This is a genomic window from Candidatus Binataceae bacterium, assembly GCA_035294265.1.
Classification (GTDB): domain Bacteria; phylum Desulfobacterota; class Binatia; order Binatales; family Binataceae; genus DATGLK01.
The window spans coordinates 1-21305 of the sequence record DATGLK010000023.1 but is presented as its reverse complement, the minus strand read 5'-3'; the positions used below and the strand labels follow the sequence as shown (position 1 = coordinate 21305).

Annotated in this window: 19 protein-coding genes and 1 tRNA gene; 8 read left to right on the top strand and 12 right to left on the bottom strand. The window is 62.1% G+C overall.

All coding sequences use genetic code 11. The annotated features are described in order from the left end of the window. Both asnB and VKV28_03990 read right to left on the bottom strand, forming a co-directional pair. The coding region (gene asnB, locus VKV28_03995) for an asparagine synthase (glutamine-hydrolyzing) (protein ID HLH75950.1) at positions 1-1196 on the bottom strand (1196 nt) is incomplete at its 3' end. Positions 1197-1248: 52 nt separating this feature from the next. Next, positions 1249-2994 carry a glycosyltransferase family 39 protein gene (locus tag VKV28_03990; protein HLH75949.1) on the bottom strand — a complete coding sequence of 582 codons (1746 nt, stop codon included), beginning with the start codon at positions 2992-2994 and terminating at the stop codon, positions 1249-1251. A gap of 837 nt (positions 2995-3831) precedes the next feature. On the opposite strand from VKV28_03990, the gene VKV28_03985 reads away from it, so the two are divergent. The 3 genes from VKV28_03985 (at position 3832) to VKV28_03975 (ending at position 7205) form a co-directional block, all read left to right on the top strand. After that, positions 3832-4872, top strand: coding sequence for a LysR family transcriptional regulator (locus VKV28_03985; GenBank protein ID HLH75948.1), 1041 nt, complete (start codon positions 3832-3834; stop codon positions 4870-4872). A 210-nt stretch (positions 4873-5082) separates the two neighbouring features. After that, positions 5083-5820, top strand: a complete 738-nt coding sequence (locus VKV28_03980) for a glutathione S-transferase N-terminal domain-containing protein (GenBank protein ID HLH75947.1) — start codon at positions 5083-5085, stop codon at positions 5818-5820. Between the two features lie 194 nt (positions 5821-6014). Next, complete coding sequence (locus tag VKV28_03975) at positions 6015-7205, top strand: LLM class flavin-dependent oxidoreductase (GenBank protein ID HLH75946.1); 1191 nt, start codon at positions 6015-6017, stop codon at positions 7203-7205. 71 nt (positions 7206-7276) lie between these two features. On the opposite strand, the gene VKV28_03970 is transcribed toward VKV28_03975, so the two are convergent. From VKV28_03970 to VKV28_03955, 4 genes are all read right to left on the bottom strand, one after another. Beyond that, on the bottom strand, positions 7277-8431 hold the full coding sequence (locus VKV28_03970) for an amidohydrolase family protein (protein ID HLH75945.1): 1155 nt from the start codon (positions 8429-8431) through the stop codon (positions 7277-7279). A 1-nt stretch (position 8432) separates the two neighbouring features. After that, the gene (locus tag VKV28_03965) at positions 8433-9677 is read right to left on the bottom strand and encodes a Rieske 2Fe-2S domain-containing protein (GenBank protein ID HLH75944.1); all 1245 of its coding nucleotides are present in this window, start codon (positions 9675-9677) and stop codon (positions 8433-8435) included. 81 nt (positions 9678-9758) lie between these two features. After that, on the bottom strand, positions 9759-11033 hold the full coding sequence (locus tag VKV28_03960) for a Rieske 2Fe-2S domain-containing protein (GenBank protein HLH75943.1): 1275 nt from the start codon (positions 11031-11033) through the stop codon (positions 9759-9761). Between the two features lie 484 nt (positions 11034-11517). Beyond that, positions 11518-11594: transfer RNA gene (locus tag VKV28_03955), tRNA-Met, on the bottom strand. 237 nt (positions 11595-11831) lie between these two features. Here VKV28_03955 and VKV28_03950 point away from each other — a divergent pair. Next, the gene (locus VKV28_03950; protein ID HLH75942.1) at positions 11832-12608 is read left to right on the top strand and encodes a hypothetical protein; all 777 of its coding nucleotides are present in this window, start codon (positions 11832-11834) and stop codon (positions 12606-12608) included. A 101-nt stretch (positions 12609-12709) separates the two neighbouring features. Here VKV28_03950 and VKV28_03945 read toward each other — a convergent pair whose 3' ends face one another. The 3 genes from VKV28_03945 to VKV28_03935 form a co-directional block, all read right to left on the bottom strand. Beyond that, a complete protein-coding gene (locus tag VKV28_03945; protein ID HLH75941.1) occupies positions 12710-13978 on the bottom strand; it encodes a Rieske 2Fe-2S domain-containing protein in 1269 nt (422 codons plus the stop codon). A gap of 77 nt (positions 13979-14055) precedes the next feature. Next, the gene (locus VKV28_03940; GenBank protein ID HLH75940.1) at positions 14056-14823 is read right to left on the bottom strand and encodes a DUF3891 family protein; all 768 of its coding nucleotides are present in this window, start codon (positions 14821-14823) and stop codon (positions 14056-14058) included. Positions 14824-14862: 39 nt separating this feature from the next. Beyond that, the gene (locus VKV28_03935) at positions 14863-15771 is read right to left on the bottom strand and encodes an alpha/beta hydrolase (protein ID HLH75939.1); all 909 of its coding nucleotides are present in this window, start codon (positions 15769-15771) and stop codon (positions 14863-14865) included. Between the two features lie 114 nt (positions 15772-15885). On the opposite strand from VKV28_03935, the gene VKV28_03930 reads away from it, so the two are divergent. Then, the gene (locus tag VKV28_03930) at positions 15886-16389 is read left to right on the top strand and encodes a cupin domain-containing protein (GenBank protein HLH75938.1); all 504 of its coding nucleotides are present in this window, start codon (positions 15886-15888) and stop codon (positions 16387-16389) included. A gap of 17 nt (positions 16390-16406) precedes the next feature. Here the strand turns inward: VKV28_03930 and VKV28_03925 are convergent, their stop codons facing one another. Beyond that, a complete protein-coding gene (locus tag VKV28_03925) occupies positions 16407-16664 on the bottom strand; it encodes a hypothetical protein (GenBank protein ID HLH75937.1) in 258 nt (85 codons plus the stop codon). A gap of 137 nt (positions 16665-16801) precedes the next feature. Here VKV28_03925 and VKV28_03920 point away from each other — a divergent pair, with 137 nt between their 5' ends. After that, positions 16802-16966 carry a DUF1328 domain-containing protein gene (locus VKV28_03920; GenBank protein HLH75936.1) on the top strand — a complete coding sequence of 55 codons (165 nt, stop codon included), beginning with the start codon at positions 16802-16804 and terminating at the stop codon, positions 16964-16966. A 74-nt stretch (positions 16967-17040) separates the two neighbouring features. Here the strand turns inward: VKV28_03920 and VKV28_03915 are convergent, their stop codons facing one another. Continuing rightward, the gene (locus VKV28_03915) at positions 17041-17292 is read right to left on the bottom strand and encodes a hypothetical protein (GenBank protein ID HLH75935.1); all 252 of its coding nucleotides are present in this window, start codon (positions 17290-17292) and stop codon (positions 17041-17043) included. A 310-nt stretch (positions 17293-17602) separates the two neighbouring features. Between VKV28_03915 and pfp the strand changes: the two genes are divergently transcribed. Both pfp and VKV28_03905 read left to right on the top strand, forming a co-directional pair. Beyond that, positions 17603-18913, top strand: a complete 1311-nt coding sequence (pfp, locus tag VKV28_03910; GenBank protein ID HLH75934.1) for a diphosphate--fructose-6-phosphate 1-phosphotransferase — start codon at positions 17603-17605, stop codon at positions 18911-18913. Positions 18914-19085: 172 nt separating this feature from the next. Further along, on the top strand, positions 19086-20141 hold the full coding sequence (locus VKV28_03905) for a DUF2156 domain-containing protein (protein HLH75933.1): 1056 nt from the start codon (positions 19086-19088) through the stop codon (positions 20139-20141). On the opposite strand, the gene VKV28_03900 is transcribed toward VKV28_03905, so the two are convergent. After that, the coding region (locus VKV28_03900; protein HLH75932.1) for an SGNH/GDSL hydrolase family protein at positions 20089-21305 on the bottom strand (1217 nt) is incomplete at its 5' end. The two genes, VKV28_03905 and VKV28_03900, sit on opposite strands and share 53 nt — an antisense overlap.

The window sequence follows — 21305 nt, the reverse complement described above, 5'->3', positions numbered from 1 at the left end:
AACGCCCGCCACAAGCGCATGGTTTGGAAATAGCGCTCGTAGCCACCAAAGATCTCGTCGCTACCTTCACCCGAGAGCGCGACGACCACCTCGCGTCGCGCCATTTGTGCCAGCAAGAAGGTGGGGATTTGGGAGTAATCGGCGAAGGGCTCATCGAACATTTCAGGCATTCGACCGACCAGCTCGACCACTTCGGGTCCTTGGAGCGAAAGCTCGAAATGCTCGCTGCCCAGCCGCCGCGCGACCTGGCGGGCGTATGTCGCCTCGTCGTAGGCGCGGTCGGCGAAACCGATGGTAAAGGTTTTGATCGGCCGGAGGCTTTGCGCCTGCATGATCGCCGCCAACAGCGAGGAGTCGACTCCGCCTGACAAAAAGACGCCCAGCGGAACGTCGGAGATCATGCGAGTACGCACCGACTCTTCGCACAGCGCCTGCAGCTTATCGATTGCCGCGGTTTCACCCTCCTGCCAGGGAGCGGCCAAGGCACGGGTGATACTGTCGGCGGCGGACCAGTAGTGTTTGAGTACCGCCCGGCCGCGGTCGCCGGCCGCGCCCGCGGGCAGCCGTAACAGGCTTCCCGGCTCGAGCTTATACACCCCTTGATAGATCGAATAGGGTTCGAGGATATAGCTGTGGCGCAGTAACAGGACCACTGCGGCCGGATCGATCGCGGGGCGAAAGCTGGGATGGGGCCGCATGGCCTTGAGCTCGGAGCCAAAGATAAAGGCGCCATGGCTCCAGGTGTAGTAAAGCGGTTTTTGGCCAAAGGGATCACGCGCCAGGGTCAGGGTATGCTCGACCCGATCCCACAGCGCCAACGCGAACATTCCCTCCAACCGCGATAGGGCATCCTCGATGCCCCAGTGCTCGAAGGCCGCCAGCAGCGTTTCGGTATCGGATTGACCGCGAAAGCGATAGCCCAAGCGGCTCAGCTCGGCGCATAAGGCCTGGTAGTTGTAAATTTCGCCGTTGAAGGTGATCACATAGCGGCCGTGTGCCGAGACCATGGGCTGGTTGCCGGCCGCAGAGAGGTCCAGGATCGCCAGCCGCGCGTTTCCCAGGCCGATTCCTTGCTCGCGATCACACCAAGTCTCCTGATGGTCGGGTCCGCGATGGCGAAGCGCGCGCGTCATCGTCATCAGTAGGGGAGGGCCCAGCGTGGCCCCGTCACCCAGTACTCCGACAATCCCGCACATCGCGTGGCCTACTGCTGCGCCGCCAGTGCGGATCGATGCGCTGCAGTTACCCTCATCGCGCGCTGCTGTTGTAGCGGGGCGGATTGCGCGCCATCAGCAGCATCGCGCCGTGGCCGTTAAGTTCGGTCGGGCCGCTGCGCAGCACCACTGAGTAATGCGCCAAGTCGGCGCGATGATGGAGGCGATAGGAGCGCGCGCCGACGACAACATAATCGGGCCAGTGCGCGAGCGGTGCGCCGATGACCGCTATTGGGCGCCGGCTGTAAAAGGCGATTTCGTAATTAAGCCCGTCCAGATAGGCCACCGAATGGTCGCCTACCAGCGCCATTGCGTGGTTGGTGAACGACCGCAGCGTCAAGCGCCCCGAGATCGCGGGCATGAAGACTAGATGGGAGAGCACGATAAGGCTGGTCAGCGCTACCACTGCCAGGGCGCTGGTCGCAAGCGGCGCGCGTCGCACGAACATGGCCACGCCACAGGCCAATGCGAGGGTGCACAGCAGGCCGCTTAGCCACGGCCATTGGGCACAGTGCGCCGCGACATCGGTGGCCAGGCCCGGCACCGCAATTGTAGTCCGGTTCAGCATTGCACCGGCCGCTGCCGGGTGCCAAGCGCAGAGCGCTAGAAGGAGGCCGGCGCCCAGTGCAAGGCCGCAAAAGACTGTGCCGAAAAGCACGGCCAGCACGCTGAAGCCACGCGCCGATCCCACTCCACGCGTGGTTCGCAGCACGAAGCCGGCGCTAAGAAGAGCCAAGGCCGGATAGATGGCCAGCAGATAAATGCCGCGCTTTTGATAGGCCAAGCTGTAGAAAAAGGTGAACCCCATGATCCATACCAGCAGGTAGCTCAGGCGGGCGGTGCGGCGCTGGCGGCGCAAATCGCCAATTACCCAGGGTAGCATCGCCGCCCATGGCAGCCAGCCTACCAGCAAAGACAGGAAGAGCCACATCACCGAATGATCGTGGCCGTCGCTGAGCGAAGGGCTGTAGAAGAAGGCGAAGAGATTCTCCGCCACCAGCTGGCGCATCACAAAGGCTCGCCCGCCCACGATCGCCGCTGCCAAGTACCAGCTCCCGGCCAGCGCGATCACTATTATGGCGCCACCCCACAGGTGATATCGCCGCCAAGTGAAGCGCCGGCTCTCTAATGCGCTCCAGGCGATCGCCACCGCCAGCGGCAAAACCAGCCCGACCGGCCCCTTGCTCAGGATCGCACCCGCGATCGCGAGGTACAGCAGCCACCAGCGACGGGTGCGGCCCTCGGCCATGAGCAGGAACTCGAACATGGCTAGGACCAGAAAGAAGGTCAAGGTCATATCGACGCGCGCGTTGGTGGCGCCCTGTATGAATTGCAGGCTGGTGCCCAGCATCAAGGCCGCCAGCAAGCCGACCGCAGGATCGAACAGCGCAGCGCCGTAGCCGTAACACAGCAACATCGTGCCAATGCCCAGTAACGCCGAGGGTAACCGCATCGTTAATTCGTCGACGTGGTCGCCGCGATCGATCGCTTGTACGCCCAGCCAGGCCAGCCAGCGCATCATGGGCGGCTTGTAGGGCATCTCGACCAGCGGTTGATTCGGCAGGATGAAGCCTTGGCCATTGACCAGGTCGATCACGGTGACGCCCTCGCGCGGCTCGCCCTTGGTATACATCGGATGGCCCAGGTTGATAAAAAACAATAATAGGCCGACCACCACGATCACCGCCGGCCCCAACCCCGGATATTTCCGGGAGGCAACCTTGGGGTGGGATTCGTGCCCTTGGGGCAGATTTTTGAGCGCCGCAGCGAGTTCAGGCATGCATCTGGCCTTTAAGCAGCATAAATCAGGCAGCAAAGCGGTCAAGCGCTAGCCGTAAAGGATTGACGCCGCAGCGTTAAGCGTAACACCCTAGTTGCTTAAACGGGGCGCAATGGCTAAGCCAGCACTCCCCAAAGCCGCTAGGATGGTGCGCGGATCGCCCCAATGGGGATAAACTTCCATGGCGGGGCGAGCTGACCAACGATTTGCAACCATTGTAAGTCGTGCGCGAGGAGGTCGAACTCCGAGCCCTCGATACGCACTTCAGAAAATCGATTCGGTTCAAGCTTATCAGCCGCGTTCCCCGAATCTCGCCTACCGCGGGTCGTGGGGAAGTGAGGAGCGGAGGCCCGCTTTTCCTTAACCCCGGATGCTCAGCGCGCAGCCCATGATTCAACGATAATCCAAGTCCGTCTCAGAGCGCGCGACCGCCCGCTCAGGGCGCAGACGCGGATGTGCTGCCGCAGCCGGGCGGCGGGTACCCGCGCGTCGCAAGTGACGGCCGGCCTGCACCGGCCTATCCCTCCCCTTCGCGCACCAGCCGGATCACAATCGCGCTTACCTCGATGATCGAGAGCCTAGCGCGCAATCCCAAAAATGGTTCCCGCCGCAGCCACCCTCGTGCAGTCATGCCACCAAGCCGACAGCAGCCTGATGCGTAGCGACCTCCAAGCGGATGTTGTTTACGTTCAACTTCCAGCCGTGATACACCGGTTGTGGTCGAAACCACAACGACACGCAGCTCGTGCAAACAGCGGAGGGCTCGCGATAGCGCGGTTTAACCACGCAGCCGCTTGTGGAAGCGATAAATATCAGCCCATGCGCGCGATCGACAAGATGCAATTTGGGAAAGGTGGTGTTGCGAAATTTGCAACGCCGCGCGATTTGCTCGACCTGCGCGCCTTCTGCCTGATTGCCGATACCGGATCGCTAACCGCGGCCGCGCGGATTATGGGTGAAACTACGGGTACGGTGAGTCGGCGGCTTAGCCGCTTGGAGCGAGAATTGGGTACGGCCTTGATTAGCCGCAGCCCGCGATTGGTCAAGCCCACTGAAAGTGGGACGAACTATCGGGCCGAGGTTCGGGCCGCGCTGGAGCGCCTGGATGCAGCTAGCGTCGCTGTGCAGCACTTGCGCGCTTCGTCTCGGGGCCGGCTGCGAGTCAGTGCTCCACACGGTAGCGCGGTGGGCCTACTGGCCCCGCTGATAGTCGAGTTCACCGAACGATTTCCCCAGATACAACTGGAAATGCTACTGACCGACGAACCGCTGGATATCGACAGCTCTCAGATCGACGTCGCCATCCGCCCCGCCAGCCGCCTGCGCGACTCCTCGCTGATTGTCTGCAAGCTATTCCAATATGACCTGCGCCTGTTCGCCTCACCCAGCTATCTCCAGCGCTATGGCCGGCCGCAAAATCCTCAGGCCCTGAATCGCCATCGCATGTTGCTGCGGGGCCGGCCGCGAAGCAGTTCGGGTAGCCGCAAGCTGCGAATGCTGAGGTTGGAAGCCAAGGGCGATGGCAGCGAGCAGATAACCGTGCAGCCCGCGCTTTGTTCCAGCGACAACGCCTTTATCCGCGAGGCTGCGCTGGCGGGCGGCGGGATCGCAATCCTGCCCACCGTGTTAGTGGACCGTGACATCCGCAATCGAAGCTTGGTAGCGGTGCTGGAGGATTACAAGGTGGGCCATAGCGGCGCGCTGTATCTACTTTATCGGGCGACCCCTTTCATCGCACCCCAGATCACGATGTTTCGCGACCATATGCTCCAGGCGGTTGCTGCGCGCCCTCCAGGGATTGCCGCGAACCCGCCAGCTGCCTGCGCGCACGCCTCGTGGTCAAAATTGCGACTGGCTCGACCGACGCGAAATAGCTGAACTTCAGGTTACGCGCCGCGAGGCAAACATCACTTGCCCGAAAAAGGGAGGGGCGAGGAGGTCTCAGGTTCACCATCCAATGACCTGATCGCCGCTGTGGTTCGTGCATTCGATGCGCGGGCGAGTTACAGTAATCTTTTAGGCGCTTGGGCCTGACTGCCCTACCGCTCAGGACTGCGAGGCTGCTATCAACCGCCAGGGAGGCAAACGATGGTCGATCTTTACTTCTGGCCGACCGGTAACGGTAAGAAAGTTGTTATTATGCTGGAGGAGTGCGGCTTGCCGTACACCATCAAGCCCGTCAATATCGGTCGTGGCGATCAGCTTGCCCCTGATTTTCTCAAGCTTTCTCCTAACGGTCGCATGCCCGCGATTATCGATCACGAGCCGCTAGGTGGGGGCGAGCCAATACGGATTTTTGAATCCGGTGCGATTCTGATGTACCTGGCGGAAAAGTGCGGTAAATTCTGGCCACAGGAAATCCATAAGAAGTACGAAGTCGCACAATGGGTCTACTGGCAGGTCGGCAACCAGGGGCCCAAGCTGGGCGAACAGGGCCATTTCCGGCGCGCCGCTCAGGAAGCCAAAAACGGCGACCTTCATTACGCGCTGCTGCGCTTTGATAACGAAGCGCATCGGCTGTACGGGGTCATGAATCTGGGCCTGTTCAAGAAGCAATATCTGGCTGCTGGCCAATACACCATCGCCGACATGATCTGCTACCCGTGGGCCTCGACCTGGCAATCGCGCGGCATCGATCTCGACGAATTTCCCAACGTCAAACGTTGGATGGCCGAGATGGCCCAGCGGCCGGCGATCAAGAAGGCGATGGCGATGGGGCCGGAGTTTCGCGAGGATCCGGCCACGATTTCACCCCAGGAGCAGGCCCGGCGCAGCAAACTGCTGACCCATCAGCGCGCGCAGCCAGTGCCCAAGGAATGGGGCTAGCCCGCGCGCGCTGGTGGCATCGGCGGCAACCTATCAGTTCGATGGAGCGGGAAGCGGCGGCGAAGGGTTAACCAGCGAGCCGTTATCCAAGCGCAGGGGCGGGCGGGACTGGACAAGCCGAACGCTCGCTCCCTACCGGGCGGCGGCAGCTATCTGGCCAAGACGGGAGCGTTTATTCGGGGCACAAGCATCAGATGAAATTCGGGCTTTTTTTGGAGCTTCAGATACCGCGCCCATGGCACCCCGACCTGGAACACCAGCTTTTCAAGCAGTCGCTGGAGCAAGTCAGCCTCGCCGATCGGTTGGGGTTGGACTACGTTTGGGCTACTGAACATCATTTTCTGGAGGAATACGCTCACTCCTCCGCGCCCGAAGTTTTCCTGGCGGCCTGTAGCCAACGAACCAGCACAATCCGACTGGGCCACGGCATCATTCAGAGTGGTCCTTGGATCAACCATCCAGCTCGCGTGGCGGAACGGGTGGCAACCTTGGACCTGGTCAGCGACGGTCGCTGCGAACTTGGCACCGGCGAAGGGGCGACCGAAACCGAGCTGGGCGGCTTCAACGTGGCGCAGGCGGAAAAGCGGGCCCAGTGGCTGGAAGGGTTGGCGATGGTTGCGCGGATGCTGGTCGAGGAACCGTTTGGCGGACACGAGGGCAAATATCTCAGGATGCCGGCGCGCAACGTGGTGCCCAAGCCCTTGCAAAAGCCCCATCCGCCGCTATGGCTGGCCTGCTCGCGACGCGAGACTATTGTGCTGGCGGCGCGGCTGGGCTTGGGGGCGTTGACCTTCGCGTTTGCCACGCCGGAGGAATCCGGCCAATGGGTTCATGAGTATCACGCCACGTTGGAGGCCGAGTGTAGCCCGATCGGCTACGCGGTTAATCCCCAGATCGCGGTCACCTGTCCATTCATGTGTCTGAGCGAGGGGGCACGCGCCCAGGCGCTGTCGAAAGAACATCATGGCTTTTTCATCTATGGCCTAGGCCATTACACCTACTTCGGCGAACATCATCCGGGCCAAACCGACCTCTGGCGCAATTATAAAACCAATCCCGGTGACCTGTCGCGCATTCCCACTGGCGACCGCAAGACCTGCGTCGGTACGCCGTCACAAGTGCGAGCGCAACTGCGGGAGTTTGAGCGATCCGGGGTCGACCAGGTGATTTTACTGATGCAGGCGGGACGGATGCCTCACGACGTAATGTGCGAGGCGCTGGAGTTGTTCGCGCGCACGGTGATGCCGGAATTCAAGGAACGCGATCAGCAACAGACCCTCGCCAAGGCGGCGCGGGCGGAACGAATTTCGGCTGTTGCCCTGGCACGCAAGCAATCCGCGCCAGCGCCCACGACCACCGTAATCCGCGCGGCCGGCCATCACTAAAGCGCACGCTGCTGGCAAGCGCAATGTCGGTGGCGGCGCTCGCGCGCCAGGCGGCTACTACCCCGTCGGGTTCACGGCTCGCCGTAAAAGCGTATCGGGTTGTCCCAGGTCATCGCTCGCTTTTGGCCGTCGGACAGCCGCTCCCAGCTCATGAAATGATCGACCGAATTGGGAAACATGCTCTCGGCGTGCGGATAGTCGGAGGCGAACATCAGGGTACCCTCGCCCATAAACTCGAGCGTCATGCGGATCAAATCTTGCCCCTCGGAGAGTTCCACGCTGGAGAAAAAGCGGCCGCCACATAGATAGTCGCTCAGCCGATGTTTGGCCGCGACCGTCCCCAGGTATTCGGCCTGGTCATCCAACCGGCGCGCCCAAAAGGGCAGCCAGCTACAGCAGCTCTCCAGGATGCCGCAGCGTAGGGCGGGATAGCGGTCCATTATCCCTGCGCCGATAAAGGCCCCGGTAAAGCGCATCGCACCCCAGGGATGAGCCACGCTGCGGCCCAAAAAAACGTTCTCCCAAATATCGCGATGGCCAGGGAAATAGGGTGGGTTCCAGGTGTAGCCGTGGTAGATGACAGCCAAGTCAAGATCGGCGCAGGCTCTCCACACCGGTTCGAAGTCGGGATGGTCGATAGGCTTGTCGATCGTCACCGGCCATACGCCCACCGCCCACGGGGCCTTGCCCCAGCGCCGGATCTCCTCCACACAAGGCTCGATGGCGGCGGCGCTCACGGTCAGCAGGGATTTGAGGCGATGGGGATAAGCGGCGCAGAATTCGTCAAGCATCCGATGCTGGGCGCGGATGAATCCCATCTGCATCTCGACCTCAGGCCACACGAAAATGTTGGAGGGGATCCCGGGCAGCATCATATGGACGTCGCTACCTTCCCGATCCATGTCCGAGATTCGCGCCTGTGGCCGATCGTCGGAGCAGCCCTGAGTTGGATTGACGGAGCCGCTGAAGCGCCCCAGGTTGCGTACCGGCTTGGAAGCCGGACCGGCCTCTCCCAGCAGGCGCTGGTAGGAGACGTGGCCGGGCAGGTGGTACTGATGCTTGCCGGCGGCAGGCGCCGTGCCGCTGGAGGAAACGCGCATCGGCTCCTTGAGTTTGTCTAGTTCGGGTAGCCGGGGTTTCATCGCGGCGTCGAAATATTTCTCGATAGTCTCGGCGGACAGCTCAAGATGGGTATCGGTGTCGAAGACATGAAAGCCGTTACGCATATCAGCCCTCGGGCGGAGGCAGATTGAGAGGATCGATCGAGCGCCAGTCCAGGTTGCCGCGGTAGCGGATCGAGACCGCACGCAGACGGCTGTAATCAAGCTCGCGATCCTGGCCGAACGACGGCGCGCCGCGTGCATGATCGCGCAGGGCGCGCAGCAGCAATTGGCGTGCGTGGGTGATGATACTGTCGCTGGAGCCCAGATACTCGCGAGTGCGGTCGGCCATCAACCCCATCGAAACCTGGGCGGCGAAATCCTCGTAAAAGAATTTCTTAAGCCCGCTCCAATGGCCTTCCTTCATCGCCCGCCGATCCTGAAAGCTGGGATTGCGCCAGTCAATCATCCCGGCGCAGAAATTGTCGCTGTCTTGCGTTCCGCGCAGGCGCAACCAGCGCTCCTGGTCGTCGTCGTCGATCGGCTTCAAATGGTCGTAGCGAAAGACCCACTGCGCGCTCCATTCGTCGTCGATCGGAATCACGCAAATCATCTGCCAGGGTGGCCGGTCAAACGGGATGAAGGAGTAGAAGGGCATCACCACTTCGCGGATCCGCAGGTAGTTGACGTCCTCCTCGACCTTGCGCAGCGCCCCCTCGCGCAACCCATAGGGTTGCGCCATCAGCTTGAATACCGGTCCTTGATCGTGGGTCGAAAAGCGATCGTCGCTGGCGCGCTGGGCGACGAAGCTTTGGTGGAGAATGCCGAAATGGGCCGAGTCCAACAGTCCTTCCAGTCCTTGCAGCCAGTTGCAGTGGACTAGTGCGCGCACTGCCCGCACGTGAGAGCTGGGCAGCAGATTGAACTCGAAATTATAGAAGGGCGGCGCCTGCCGCCGTCCCAGATAGACCCAGACCGCTCCCCCGGCCTCGCGCGTCGGGTAATGGCGCACCCGCACCTTGGCCGCGAATTCGGCGCGCCGTTCGACGGGCTCTGAGGGCACTTCGACTACTTTGCCGGTTACGTCGATCTTCCAGCCGTGGAAGATGCAGGTCAGGGCGTTGTCTTCGTTGCGCGCCAGGGCCAGCGAGGTGCAGCGATGGGGGCAGGCCTCGTCGAAGAAGCCGACGCGGCCGTCAGTTGCGCGGAAGGCGACGAAGTTCTCGCCCATAAACCGCAAGCGCACCGGGGCGCCGTCGGCCTTAAGGGCGTCGGCGCGAACCGCCGGTATCCAGAACTCCCGCAGCAACTCGCCCATCGGCGCGCCGCCGCTTACGCGGCATAGCAGTTCATTCTGTTCACGAGTTAGCACAGTTGCGCTCCTCAGGCTTGCCGCCGGTGCCTCGGCCCGGGATTGTTACCCACGGGCTGCGGGGATTCAACCGCACGGCGGTCAGCTAGCCGCCGCCCGCTGGCGCCATCCCTCCCAGTAGCGCGGCGCAAAAGAGTCGATCTCGCGCCAGTTGATTTCGGCCCGCTCGCGCACCGCCAGGGCGCGCACGGTGGAGTAGTCGATCGCCTCGGCGTTGCCGAAGGCCAGCTGGCCCGACTTGCGGAACTCGCGCGCCGCCTGCATCATTTGGCGCCGCACGCGCAGGATGATCGCGTCGCTCATGCCCAGGTACTCGCGGCTGCGATTGACAATTGGGCCCATCGATTCCTCCACTACGAAATCCTCGTACTGAAAGCACTGGGTCAGGCCGGTCCAATGCCCCTCGCGCATCGCCTCGCGATCCTGATGCCACAGGTTGTCGAAGCCGCCCATGTCGCTGCAGAAGTTGTCGCGGTCCTGTGCCACGCCGCCCATCCATTTCATCTGCTCGGCCCGATCCATCGGCCGATCCGGCTCGTACCATACGTACCACTGCGCATTCCATTCGTCGTCGACTGGGATCGCGCAGATCATCAGGCAGGGCATCGGCCGATCGTTGGGAATAAACGAATAGAAGGGCAGGACCACCTCGCGGATGCGTGCATAATAGGTGCCATCGCGCAGGTCGCGCAGGGCGCCCTCGCGAAAGCCGTAGGGGCGCTCGATCAATTCATAGGTCGGGCTGTTGAGAGCCGCGCGTCCGCCGCCGTCGGCTTGAGCCTTGAGCCAGGCCCGATGCAGGAAGCCGACGTGGGCCGAATCCAGCACCGCTTCCATTCCCTGGAACCAGTTGCAATGCAACAGTGCTCGCCATGCCATCACATGTTCGGCGGGCAGCAGATTGAACTCGAAGTTGTAGAACGGTGGCGGTTGCTGGCGCCTACCCAGATAAGTCCAGACGATTCCGCCCGCCTCTCGCACGGGAAAATGACGCACGCGCACCTTGGCGGCGAATTCGGCCCGTCGCTCGGGCGGCTCGGAGGGCACCTCGACCACGCGGCCGGAGACGTCGATCTTCCAGCCATGAAAGATGCAGGTCAGGGCGTTGTCTTCGTTGCGCGCCAGGGCTAGCGAGGTGCATCGATGGGGACAGCCCTCGTCGAACAGGCCGACCCGGCCGTCGGTTGAGCGAAAGGCGACGAAGTTCTCGCCCATCAGCCGCACCCGCTTGGGCGCGCCGTCGGCCTGCAGGGAATCGGCGCGCAGCGCCGGTACCCAGTACTCGCGCAGAAAATCCCCCATCACGGAGCCGGGCCCGACCCGGCACAGCAATTCGTTCTCCTCGCGTGTCAGCATCGACAGGCGCCTCCATGGCCGGCAGGGACTTCAAGCGAGTGCTCCTACTCGGGCTACAGGCCGAGCTTCATTCAGATCGTAAGCAAATGCAAATGGGCGTGCCGAGCACGGCCTAAAACGACAACGCGGCGCGGACTTCAGGGGGACCCGCGCCGCGCGCTTCAAGCCGTTGTCGTGGGCGCGATGGCGGACTGCCTTGGAGGCCGAAGATGAGTTGGCCGGTGTCTTGCTGAAACCGAGGGCCAGCGGCTTAAAATAGGAAAGCGTCAGCTATGGAGAGCAGTGGACCGGCGACGGATTGTAACGGCCATTGCCTGCTCCAGTCCGGCCGAGTACGCCGTACTACTTCTTCTCGATCGGCTCCAGGCCATCGTAGAGCACGTAGGCTCCGCCAGCCACGGCACCGCTGATGTAGCCGGCCGCTTGCAAGCCGCGATGTGCCCGTGCCGGGGTTTAAAAAAGAATGGGGATGGATAGGGGATTTTGGTTGCGGGGGAAGGATTTGAACCTTCGACCTCCGGGTTATGAGCCCGGCGAGCTACCTGACTGCTCCACCCCGCGCGACGATACTAGCCATCGCGTCAGGGCGAGGCAACGCTTGTCGGAAAGAAGCCGCAATAGTCTCCAAAATAATTCCAAGCTTGGCCTGTTCTCCGCGCTTGCGACCGGGGGGTTGAGCGCCGCCGCCCAGGTTGTGGCATAATGCCAGGCGCAAACCCGAATGCCATCATACCGGCCAAGCGAGGGTTAGATAACCGCTGGGCGGGGCGACGAGGCTGGCGCATCAAGGAGAGCGTAGTGAAGAAGCAAGCCAAGCTTTACCTGATCATGCTATTGGTCGTGGGCCTGCTCGGGTTGGCCCAAGCCGCCTCGGCGCAGTTGGTAGTCAGCGTTACCTCGCCTGGTAATGGCAGCTATTCTCCCGGAGCCGGGATTTCCAACCTGGGTACCTTCATCGTCACCAACAATTCTTCGGTGGAGAACCTGATCACCGGCGTCACGATTGGGGTTAGTAACCCCAGTGCCTTCAGCACCCTGACCCTGACTGGCACGGTCAACGGGACAACCCAAGCGGTGAACCTTTCGCCGATTAGCAGCAGCAGCCACGCCAATTTCAGCTTCACCGCGATATTACCCGGGGGCACGGGCAGCTTTATCCTGAGTGGAACCGCGACCAGCACCTTGCCCTCGCCCAGCCCCGGTGCCACCTCGACCGCGGGGAGTTCGGTAATACTGGACACCGGCGGCGCTAGCCTGGGCATCTGGCCGCGCGGCCTGGGGCAATTGCCGAACTGGATGATGGCGCTGCTGTTGTTGGGCTTGCTGATCGCCGGCGGCAAACTTCAACGACGCCACTTGGTGGTGCTCGCGGCGGGTGCGGTCATGGCGGCGACACAACTGGGATGTGGCAACGTCAGCCTGTTCGGCAATGGCAGTGGCTCGGGAATCACTTCCACGCAGAGCGTCAATGCGCTGGCGATAAGCTCCGGTTCGGTTGCTAACCTCCCGGTGGCCCTGGGGACGATAACCGTGGGCTCGGGTAGCTCATCGTCCAGCGGTAACATGATTCTGTAACCTTACCGCCGGCTCGCGTTGGCACGGCAGCCGGGAGCGGGGATGCGTGGACCAAAAGCCGGTCGCGAATAGCGTGAATTGCCACCGGCTTTTAGTCGGGTTCAGGCCTCGGGCTGAGTATAGGCGCCGATGGTATCCAGGCTGCGCCAGCTATCGCTGGCGGGATAGCTGATCGCCAGCGAGCGGATGCGGCTGAAATCGATGCCGCTTTGCCAAGGGACTTGCTTGCCTTCGGCGAAAGCCCGCACCGCGTCGAGCAGCAGCCGGCGGGCGCGAATGATGATAGTGTCGCTGGAGCCCAGATACTCGCGCGAGCGATCCAGCCGCGAGCCCATCGAAGCCTCCACCGTGAAGTCCTCGAAGGGGACGTTGCGTCCCAAGCCGCTCCAATGTCCCTCCTTCATGCTGCGCCGGTCCTGATGCCATAGGTTGTCGAAGTCGCCCAAGTTGGCGGAGAAGTTATCAGGATCGCCCGATGAACCGGCGTAGGCGACAGCTGGCACCTCGGGGTCCAACGGCTTGTAAGGATCGTAGATGAGGTAGAACTCGGCGTTCCATTCGTCGTCGATCGGCACGCTGGCGCGCCCCTGGCAGGGGGCATAGCGGTTGAACGGGATGAAGGTGAAGTAGGGCAGCACGATGTCGCGGATGCGCGCGTACATGCTGCCGTCTTTCATCTGGCGCAGCGCGGCTTCACGTAGCCCGTAGGGCGTGACGTCCAGCTCGAAGCGCGGGCCGTTGTCGGTTGCTGCCATCGCGATATCGTCGATTTTGCCGCGAATCGCGGTCTGCTTGCTGATGAAGCTGCGATGGAGAATTCCCAGATGGGCCGAGTCGATGTGGGCCTCCAGCCCTTGCAGCCAGTTGTAGTGGACCACCCCGCGGTGGACGTCGATATGGCTTGCGGGAAGCTGGGTGAACTCCAAGCGCGGGAATTCCGGGGGTTGCTCGCGTTTGCCCAGGTAGACCCAGACCAGGGTGCCGGCCTCGCGCACCGGATAATGGCGCACCCGCACCTTGGCGGCGAACTCGGCGCGTCGCTCGGGCGGCTCGGAGGGTACCTCGACCACCTTGCCCGAGACGTCGATTTTCCAGCCGTGGAAGATGCAGGTCAGGGCGTTATCTTCGTTGCGTGCCAGTGCCAGCGAGGTGCAGCGATGAGGACAGCCTTCGTCGAAAAAACCCACCCGGCCGTCGGTCGAGCGAAAGGCGACAAAATTCTCGCCCAGCAGGCGCACCCGTACCGGCGCGCCGTCCGCCTCCAAGGCCTGGCTGCGCAAAACCGGTGCCCAATACTCCCGCAGCATCTCGCCCATCGGGGTACCCGGGCCAACTCGAGTCAGCAAGTCGTTGTGTTCGGGGGTCAGCATGCGGGTCTTCTCCCTTTAATATTTCGTTGCCGTATCAATACGAGTCTAGTGCCGAGCGGGCTTGACGCCAAGCGCGATCAAGAAAGCTCGAACTCCAAGAGCTGGTGAGGAGCCTGAAAATAGGCCTTGCGTAACTCGGCCTCGTCGGCATAGGTCGGCGCCGCCAGCCGCCGCGCGCGCACCTGCACTCGCAGCGGGCGCAGGTCGAAAGGATAGGGATCGAAAGCGACCCGATTGGCGCCCGCTGGGGTCATGGTCATGCGGACCCCTGCGCTGGAATAATCCAGAGGCACGGGATCGATAAAATCAGCACGTGGCGGGGCGCAACAAAAATACAAGCCCAGAAGGTCCCAGACCTGCAGCAGGCGGTAGTTGACATCCAGCACGGCCTGGTCGACGGCCTGCCGTTCTTGGCGCTGCCAGGCCTCGCTGGTCTCGATAAAGCCAGCGATCTCGGGTGAGAGGCTGCGTGGATTGGGACCGTCGGGATGGCTCATCACGCCGTAGCGTCGCTGCCACAAGCCGGTACGGTGCATGCTGATGAGCAGGGCCGAATAGCGGTCGATGCTTTTCATCCAATCGGCAATCCAGCCGTAGGAGCTAAGTGGCGGACCGGCTTGCATGAAACTACTCGGACGACCGCTGGCCGGATCCAGCTTGGGTGCGGTTTCATAACTGAGCCAGCCATAGTCGTGATAAATCGCGGCGCGCACCACGGGCTCGTAGGGACGAGGCTGAGCGTAGCGTTGATTGCCCCAGTGCGCGGCAAATTCGCCAACCATCTGCGAATGATCGGTCTGGCTGATGAGTACCAAAGTTCCATCTTCTTCGGCGCGGACGATCATGACAGCTATTCTCCGGCGCCCCCAGCGCGGCGCCTGTTTCTAATGCGGCCGTTCGATGAACTCCAAAATTGCCCGGCCCAGCCGTTCCTCGGCGGTGTTGAAATGGGCCACGATTGAAGCGTGGTTGTGACCGGCTAGATAGACCACACGAGGCGCGCGCCGCTTGAGTAGAGCCAGCCGATGAGCCAGCTCCAGGCAGTACACATCGAGCAGAGGGTTTTCATACTCGGCAAAAGCGATCAGAGTTGGAACGCTGTCTTTGTCGACGTGGCTTACCGGCGACCGCTCGTCATAGCGGCTGGGGTCGCTGCCGTAATATGCTTCCACCCGCCGAGCATTGGGATTTTCGGGCAGATTGTCGGCCCGCACCCGTCCGCTCACGATGATCACCCCGGCGATTCCCGGCCCCTGCTCCGGATGGAGCCGCCGCTCGTAAGCGTAGGTGGCGACGTGGGCGCCGCCCGCGGAATGACCCATCAGAAAGATACGCTGAGGATCAACACCCAACCCTTCGGCATTGGCTCGCACCCAGGCCACCATCGCGCCGGCATCGCGGCTACCCTCGGGGTAGCAGGCCTGCGGCGCCAGCCGATATTCGGCGTTGATTCCCACCACCCCGTTATTGGCGAAATAGTATGGAACGTTGGCGTAGATCTCGCCATTGCGATCGCGGTTGCCTTCCGTAAAGGCGCCGCCATGAACGAAAATCAACGCGGGCCGCTCGCTTTGCTCTCCTGGCGGCAGGTAAACATCCAGCACTTGGCGGGGATCCGTACCGTAAGCGCGATCACGTCTGACCGTGATACCCTCTTTGGGGGCCTGTTCTAGCACCGGCGCGAAGGCGTCCATGACTTGCTGGATATGCTGGCTGTGGCTCTGGGCCCAGTGTGGTCCGACCTCAGCCATCAGAGTCCAGACCTTAAGCGGTATCGGCGGAGGCGTGCTCATGCGTGTCCTCGACGTGCTGGTACTAACCGACCCATATAGCACACTATGGCGATTTGACACTAAAGCCAATCGCGTGGAACGCTTGGGCCAGCACGCATCGAGGAGGCATTCGCCATGAGCATCGCGCGCCATCCGCGCCCGCCGGAGTTGGCTGCTGCGTCTTTAGAGCAGATCGTTGGGAATTGCGTGGCGCGTTTTCGCGATCGAGTTGCCGACTGGGATGCCTTCGAGGATGCCCGCCTGGAGGGTTACCGGCGCGCCCAGCGCCGCTTTATCGGGGCCGGAGCATCAGGCAAACACGACGATGCTGCGGTCATCAAGCCGCGCGGCTTTACCTTGTCGGTAATGTATGTAGAAGCAGGGCAGGGCAACGCCGCCCACACCCACGAGGTCGAAGAGGCGTTCTTCGTCCTGCAGGGACGTCTGCTGGTGTTTCTTGAGGATGAGTCCGGCGGACGACTGGAAACTACCCTGGAGCGCTGGGACTGTATCTGCTGTCCGCCGGGCGTGATCCACGGCTACCACAACCCAGGTCCGGAGCCGGTCTATTTTCAAGTTCTGCTAGGACGGGCACAGCCCGAGCTGATGGGTTACGCGGATCCCGCGCTTCACAGGTAGGATATCAAAAATTTCCCTCACGCATCCGCCGATTTGTTTTTTGCAGGAAGCCCTGGGTAGATTTCGCCCTCTTCGGTTGGCTTCGCTTCGACCGGTAAGATAAATCCGCGCGCGGCACATTGGTCATCGCCCGCCGAAACAACCATGAACATATTGCATGGTCCACGCCAAAGTCCGCGGTCTGAGGCGATAGCGATATCATGATGATCGAGGTGGGAAAATTTTCCGGCGGGAAACCAATTGTGAGAAAATCCGCCGGGCTTCAGCAGTTCCAATTCTGTGCGTGTTCCGGGCCTGGCCCCATTCGTCCGTCCTTGCTCGGAATCACGCGCCGACTCAAACGGCACACTTTTAGCTTCTTCTGCCGGCGCTACATATATATTCCAAATACACCTGAAGGTGGTGACTAGTCATGCTGTACTGGACTTTCGTATTTTTAGTACTGGCCATTGTGGCCGGGCTGCTCGGCTTTTATGCAGTCGCCGGGATTGCGGCCACTATCGCCAAGATTTTGTTCGTGTTCTTCTTAATCGTGTTTGTAATCGGGCTTGTGGCAGGCGGCCGTACGGTAGCCTGAAAAACGCGCGGAGCCCCAAAGGGCCCCGCGCGGTCGCTATGCAGGTGCGGTGCTAATACCGTCCATTTAAGGATCTAGCGCTTGTGCTCACCCTCGGTCTCCTTCCCTTCCTCGATCAGTTCTCTGACCCGCTGGCCACCCTTGTGTCCCAGTTCCTGGTAGCCTTCGTGTCCCAGTTCGTGCTGGCGGGCTTCACCGCCCTTGTGGCCACCCATCTTACCCAGTTCCGAGTAACCGTCGGGTCCCAACTCTTCTTTGCGAGTTTCGCCGCCCTTGCGACCAGCCTCTTCCACCGTCATTTTTCCGCGTTGTTCTCGTTCTGCCATTTCACTACCTCCCAATTGATCGGGACAGTTGAGCACCATCCGTGCCAGTAGAGAGTTGATTCAATCCGAGGATAAAAGCGCGAAGGGTTACCATTGGGGTGGCAGTGGTTAAAGCCGCCGTCGTGAACATTTTTCATTCCAAGCGTGCGTAGTCAGCCGCACACCTTTTTTGGGGAGGGTCTTGGAGCGCCTCGCTTTGACCAATAACATCGTTGATAGAAACTGATAGGGAGAGCTGCGGGCCGAGGATGGTCGCGTGGAGGCAAAACTTGCCCTGCGCGAGGTTGGAGCGTCCCGGCGGAGATAAGCCATGAGCGAACCAAGCGACAGCCGTGCAACCTTGGCGATTATGGTGGGGGGTGGACCGGCACCCGGGATCAACAGTGTCATCGCCGCGGCTACAATCGAGGCAATCAACTCGGGCTTGCGGGTAATAGGCCTGCGCGACGGCTTTCGCTGGCTGGTGGAAGGCGACACCAGCCATGCGCTGGAGCTGCGGATTGCCGATGTCAGCCGCATCCATCTTACCGGCGGCTCCATCCTGCGCACCTCGCGCACCAATCCCGCCCGCAACGAGACCAGCTTACGGCAGGTGGTGGAAGCTTTGGAGGCGATGGGCGTGCGCTACCTAATTTGCATCGGCGGCGATGATACCACCTACGGAGCCACCCGCATTGCCGAGCGTTGTCAGGGGCGCATCGGCGTGGTGACGGTGCCCAAGACCATCGACAACGATTTGCCGTTGCCCGAGAACGCCCCGACCTTTGGTTTCGAGACCGCGCGCTCGGTGGGTAGTGGGATCATCGAAGCCTTGATGGAAGATGCGCGCACCACCGGCCGCTGGTATCTGGCGGTCTCGATGGGGCGTAAGTCGGGTGCGCTGGCGCTGGCGATGGGCAAGGCGGCGGGTGCGACCTTGGCGATCATTCCAGAGGAGTTCGGCGGTAGCGCAATCGACCTCGAATTGGTGGTGGATACCATCTGTGGAGCGATCATCAAGCGCAAATCTTGGGGGCGTGACGACGGTGTGGCGCTGGTCGCCGAAGGGCTGGCCGAGCATATTGCACCCGGGCAGTTGTCCCTGGCCGAGGGCTCCGAGCGCGACCCCTACGGACATCTGCATCTGGCCGATATTCCCCTGGGCGCGTTGTTGCGCGAGAAGATCACTGCAACGTTGGAAGAATTGGGGTTGAACCTCACGGTGGTAGCCAAAGACATCGGCTACGAGATGCGTTGTGCCAAGCCGGTACCCTTCGACGTGGAATATACCAGAACCCTGGGCTACGGCGCGGTCCGCTACCTGCTAGCGGGTGGATCGGGTGCGCTGATCGCGATTACCGGCGGACGAGTGACGCCTGTCAGCCTGGCCGAGTTGACCGATCCTCAGAGCGGACGCGTGCGGGTCCGGATGGTCGACGTTACCACCGAATCCTACCAAGTGGCGCGCTCTTATATGATTCGCCTGGAGCCGGAGGATTTTCAGGAGCCGACGCTGACTCAGTTGGCCAGTCAGACCACGCTGTCGGCGCAAGCGTTCAAAGAGCGGTTTTGGCCGGTAGTGATGGCAACCATTCCCAGCCGCAGTGCGGTAGGGGAAGCGGTCGATAATCATGCCGATTAAGTTGGCGGAACGGGGCTACGACCATCCAGACCCGCGGACGAAGGGGTGCGCTAAAACAGGCCGTTAATATCTTTTGGGTAACCTCATCCTCGAAAATACAGCAGCAACGACAAGCCGGTAATTCAGCCAAATATGTACCTAGGTTGGGGCCCGTGATGAGACTGGAAGCCAGATGTCCTTAGCCAGCGCCCGCCGTCTGATCCTGGCCCATGGCCATAATGCCACTGCCTACCAGATCCTCAATCCCGGCATGGCCCATTGGTTTTCACCCGATGGTGCCGGAGTAGTCGGCTATACCCGGCGGGGGCGGGTTTTGTTGGCCGCTGGCGAGCCGGTGTGCATGGCCACCGAGCTGGCACGGATCGCCAGCGACTTTGAACGCTTCGCACATGCTCTGGGCTGCCGAGTGTGCTACGTGTGTGCCGAAAGTCGGCTGCGTCAGCATCTGGGTCAGTCCGACCGTCATTGCGCGGTTGCGCTAGGGGCCCAGCCGATTTGGAATCCGAGCGCTTGGAGCGCCCAGCTTGGGCGCAATCCCGGCTTGCGCGCCCAACTCCGTCGTGCGCGCAACAAAGGGGTCAGCATAGAGCTGGCCGCTCCCTCCGCCGCCCGCGGCGAACTGGCGCGCGTGCAGCGCGAATGGTTGCGCAGCCGCACGCTGCCGCCGATGGAATTTCTGGCCGCGCCCTCGGCGTTGGCCGGGATGCTGGCCGATCGGCTGCTGTTCGTGGCGCGGCGCGGGTGCGAGATGGTGGCTTTTCTGGTCGCCTCCCCGGTGCGCGCGCGCAACGGCTACCTAGTGGAACTTCTAGCCCGCACCCCAACTGCGCCCAACGGCACCAGCGAGCTGCTGATCGATCGCGCGATGCGCCATTTCGCCGCGGGTGGCGCGGCATTTGCGACCTTGGGGCTGGTCGCGTTGGCGGCTCATGCCAAGTCCGCGCTGCGCGCTAATCCGCCCTGGCTGCGTCTGTTGATGGCGTTGGCGCGTGCCCACGCCAATCGCTTTTACAACTTTAGCGGCCTGGAGCGGTTCAGGGCCAAGTTGATGCCCCAGGCCTGGGAGCCGGTTTACGCGATCGCCAATTGCCCCCGCTTTACGCCCGCGATGCTGTACGCCGCAGGGCAGGCCTTTGCCGGCATTTCGCCCTGGCGCGCGCTCGGGCTAGGGATACTCAAGGCGCTGGGGCAAGAACTGCAGGGTCTGCGCCAGCTGGCCCAGGCCTGAACGAAGCCGGCAGCGGCGCCGGCGCTACCGAGGGAATCTGGCCGGCCACGACCATGTGGCACAGGCGTTGGGCCACCAGCTCTCCGCCCAGCTGATTGCCCAGAGCGTTCCAATGGCCGGTGCCCATCTGCGTGTTGGCAAAGCCGTGAAGAAAGACATGATGGGCATCGGCGTAGGCTTGAAGTGGCTGTGCCAGGGTCAGGACTGCAAAGTGATCCCGCGCGCCCAGCGCGGCAATCCGGCGTTCGGGATAGAACAGATCGGAAAAGCCAAAATGCTCCATATAGTTGCGCCGCACCGCGGGGTCGGGATAGACCTGAATTCCATTGGTCAGGGTCACGGCCAGAAAGCCGGCCCCGTGGCCAGCGCTTTCCTTCGCGATTAGTCCGATCTCCGCGTCGGTCACCCGCCAGGCGTCCTGCCATAGCGGATCGGTTGGGGCTTTGTAGATGGCATCGTTAAGCCCCGGCTCGCTGCCGGCGGGTCTCGATTGCCCAGCCTTGTGGTGGCGCTGCTTGAAGGCCAGCCAGGCGCGGTTGGCCAGGGCCAGCAACTGAGAGTGGTCGGAGTCAAAGCGCAGGCGTGATTCGAAGCGCGCCATGCAACGCATTCGCATCAGGCGCGAGTCGAGGAAGGGTCCACCCAGCACCAACTTATCGCCGCGATAGAGAAAAAAGGGGCGGCAGCGCTCGCCCTCCAGGGCTATCGAATTGTTTTTGATGTCGTTACCGGTGAACACGGCCAGGACCACGATATCGGGGGAAAATTGCCAAGCCAGATGGCGCAAGGTCATCAGCTCCTGGGCCGTCCCATAACCGTTGACGCCCAGGTTGAGGACCTCGACGTGGCGTCCGGTCAAGGCGGGGCATCGCTCCAGGGCGCGCTGGATCACGGCGCAAAAGGTCTGATCTTCAGGGACTTGCTGCCCCTCCACGAAGGAATCGCCCAGCACCGCGACTCGAATGGTCCCGGCGGGTTTGGCCCGCGAGTAGCGCGGCCCGCGGAAGCCGTCGCGGTTGATGCGGATCCAGGCGTGCCCCTCCCGTTCCTGCCATCCCTGAGCGCCCGCGCGCAGTCCCCATCCCCGATAGCGGTCATAGACATAAAAGCCGGGTTTGGCCAACCCGGCAAGGCGCAAGGCGCCCTCGCCGATGAGCAGAGCCA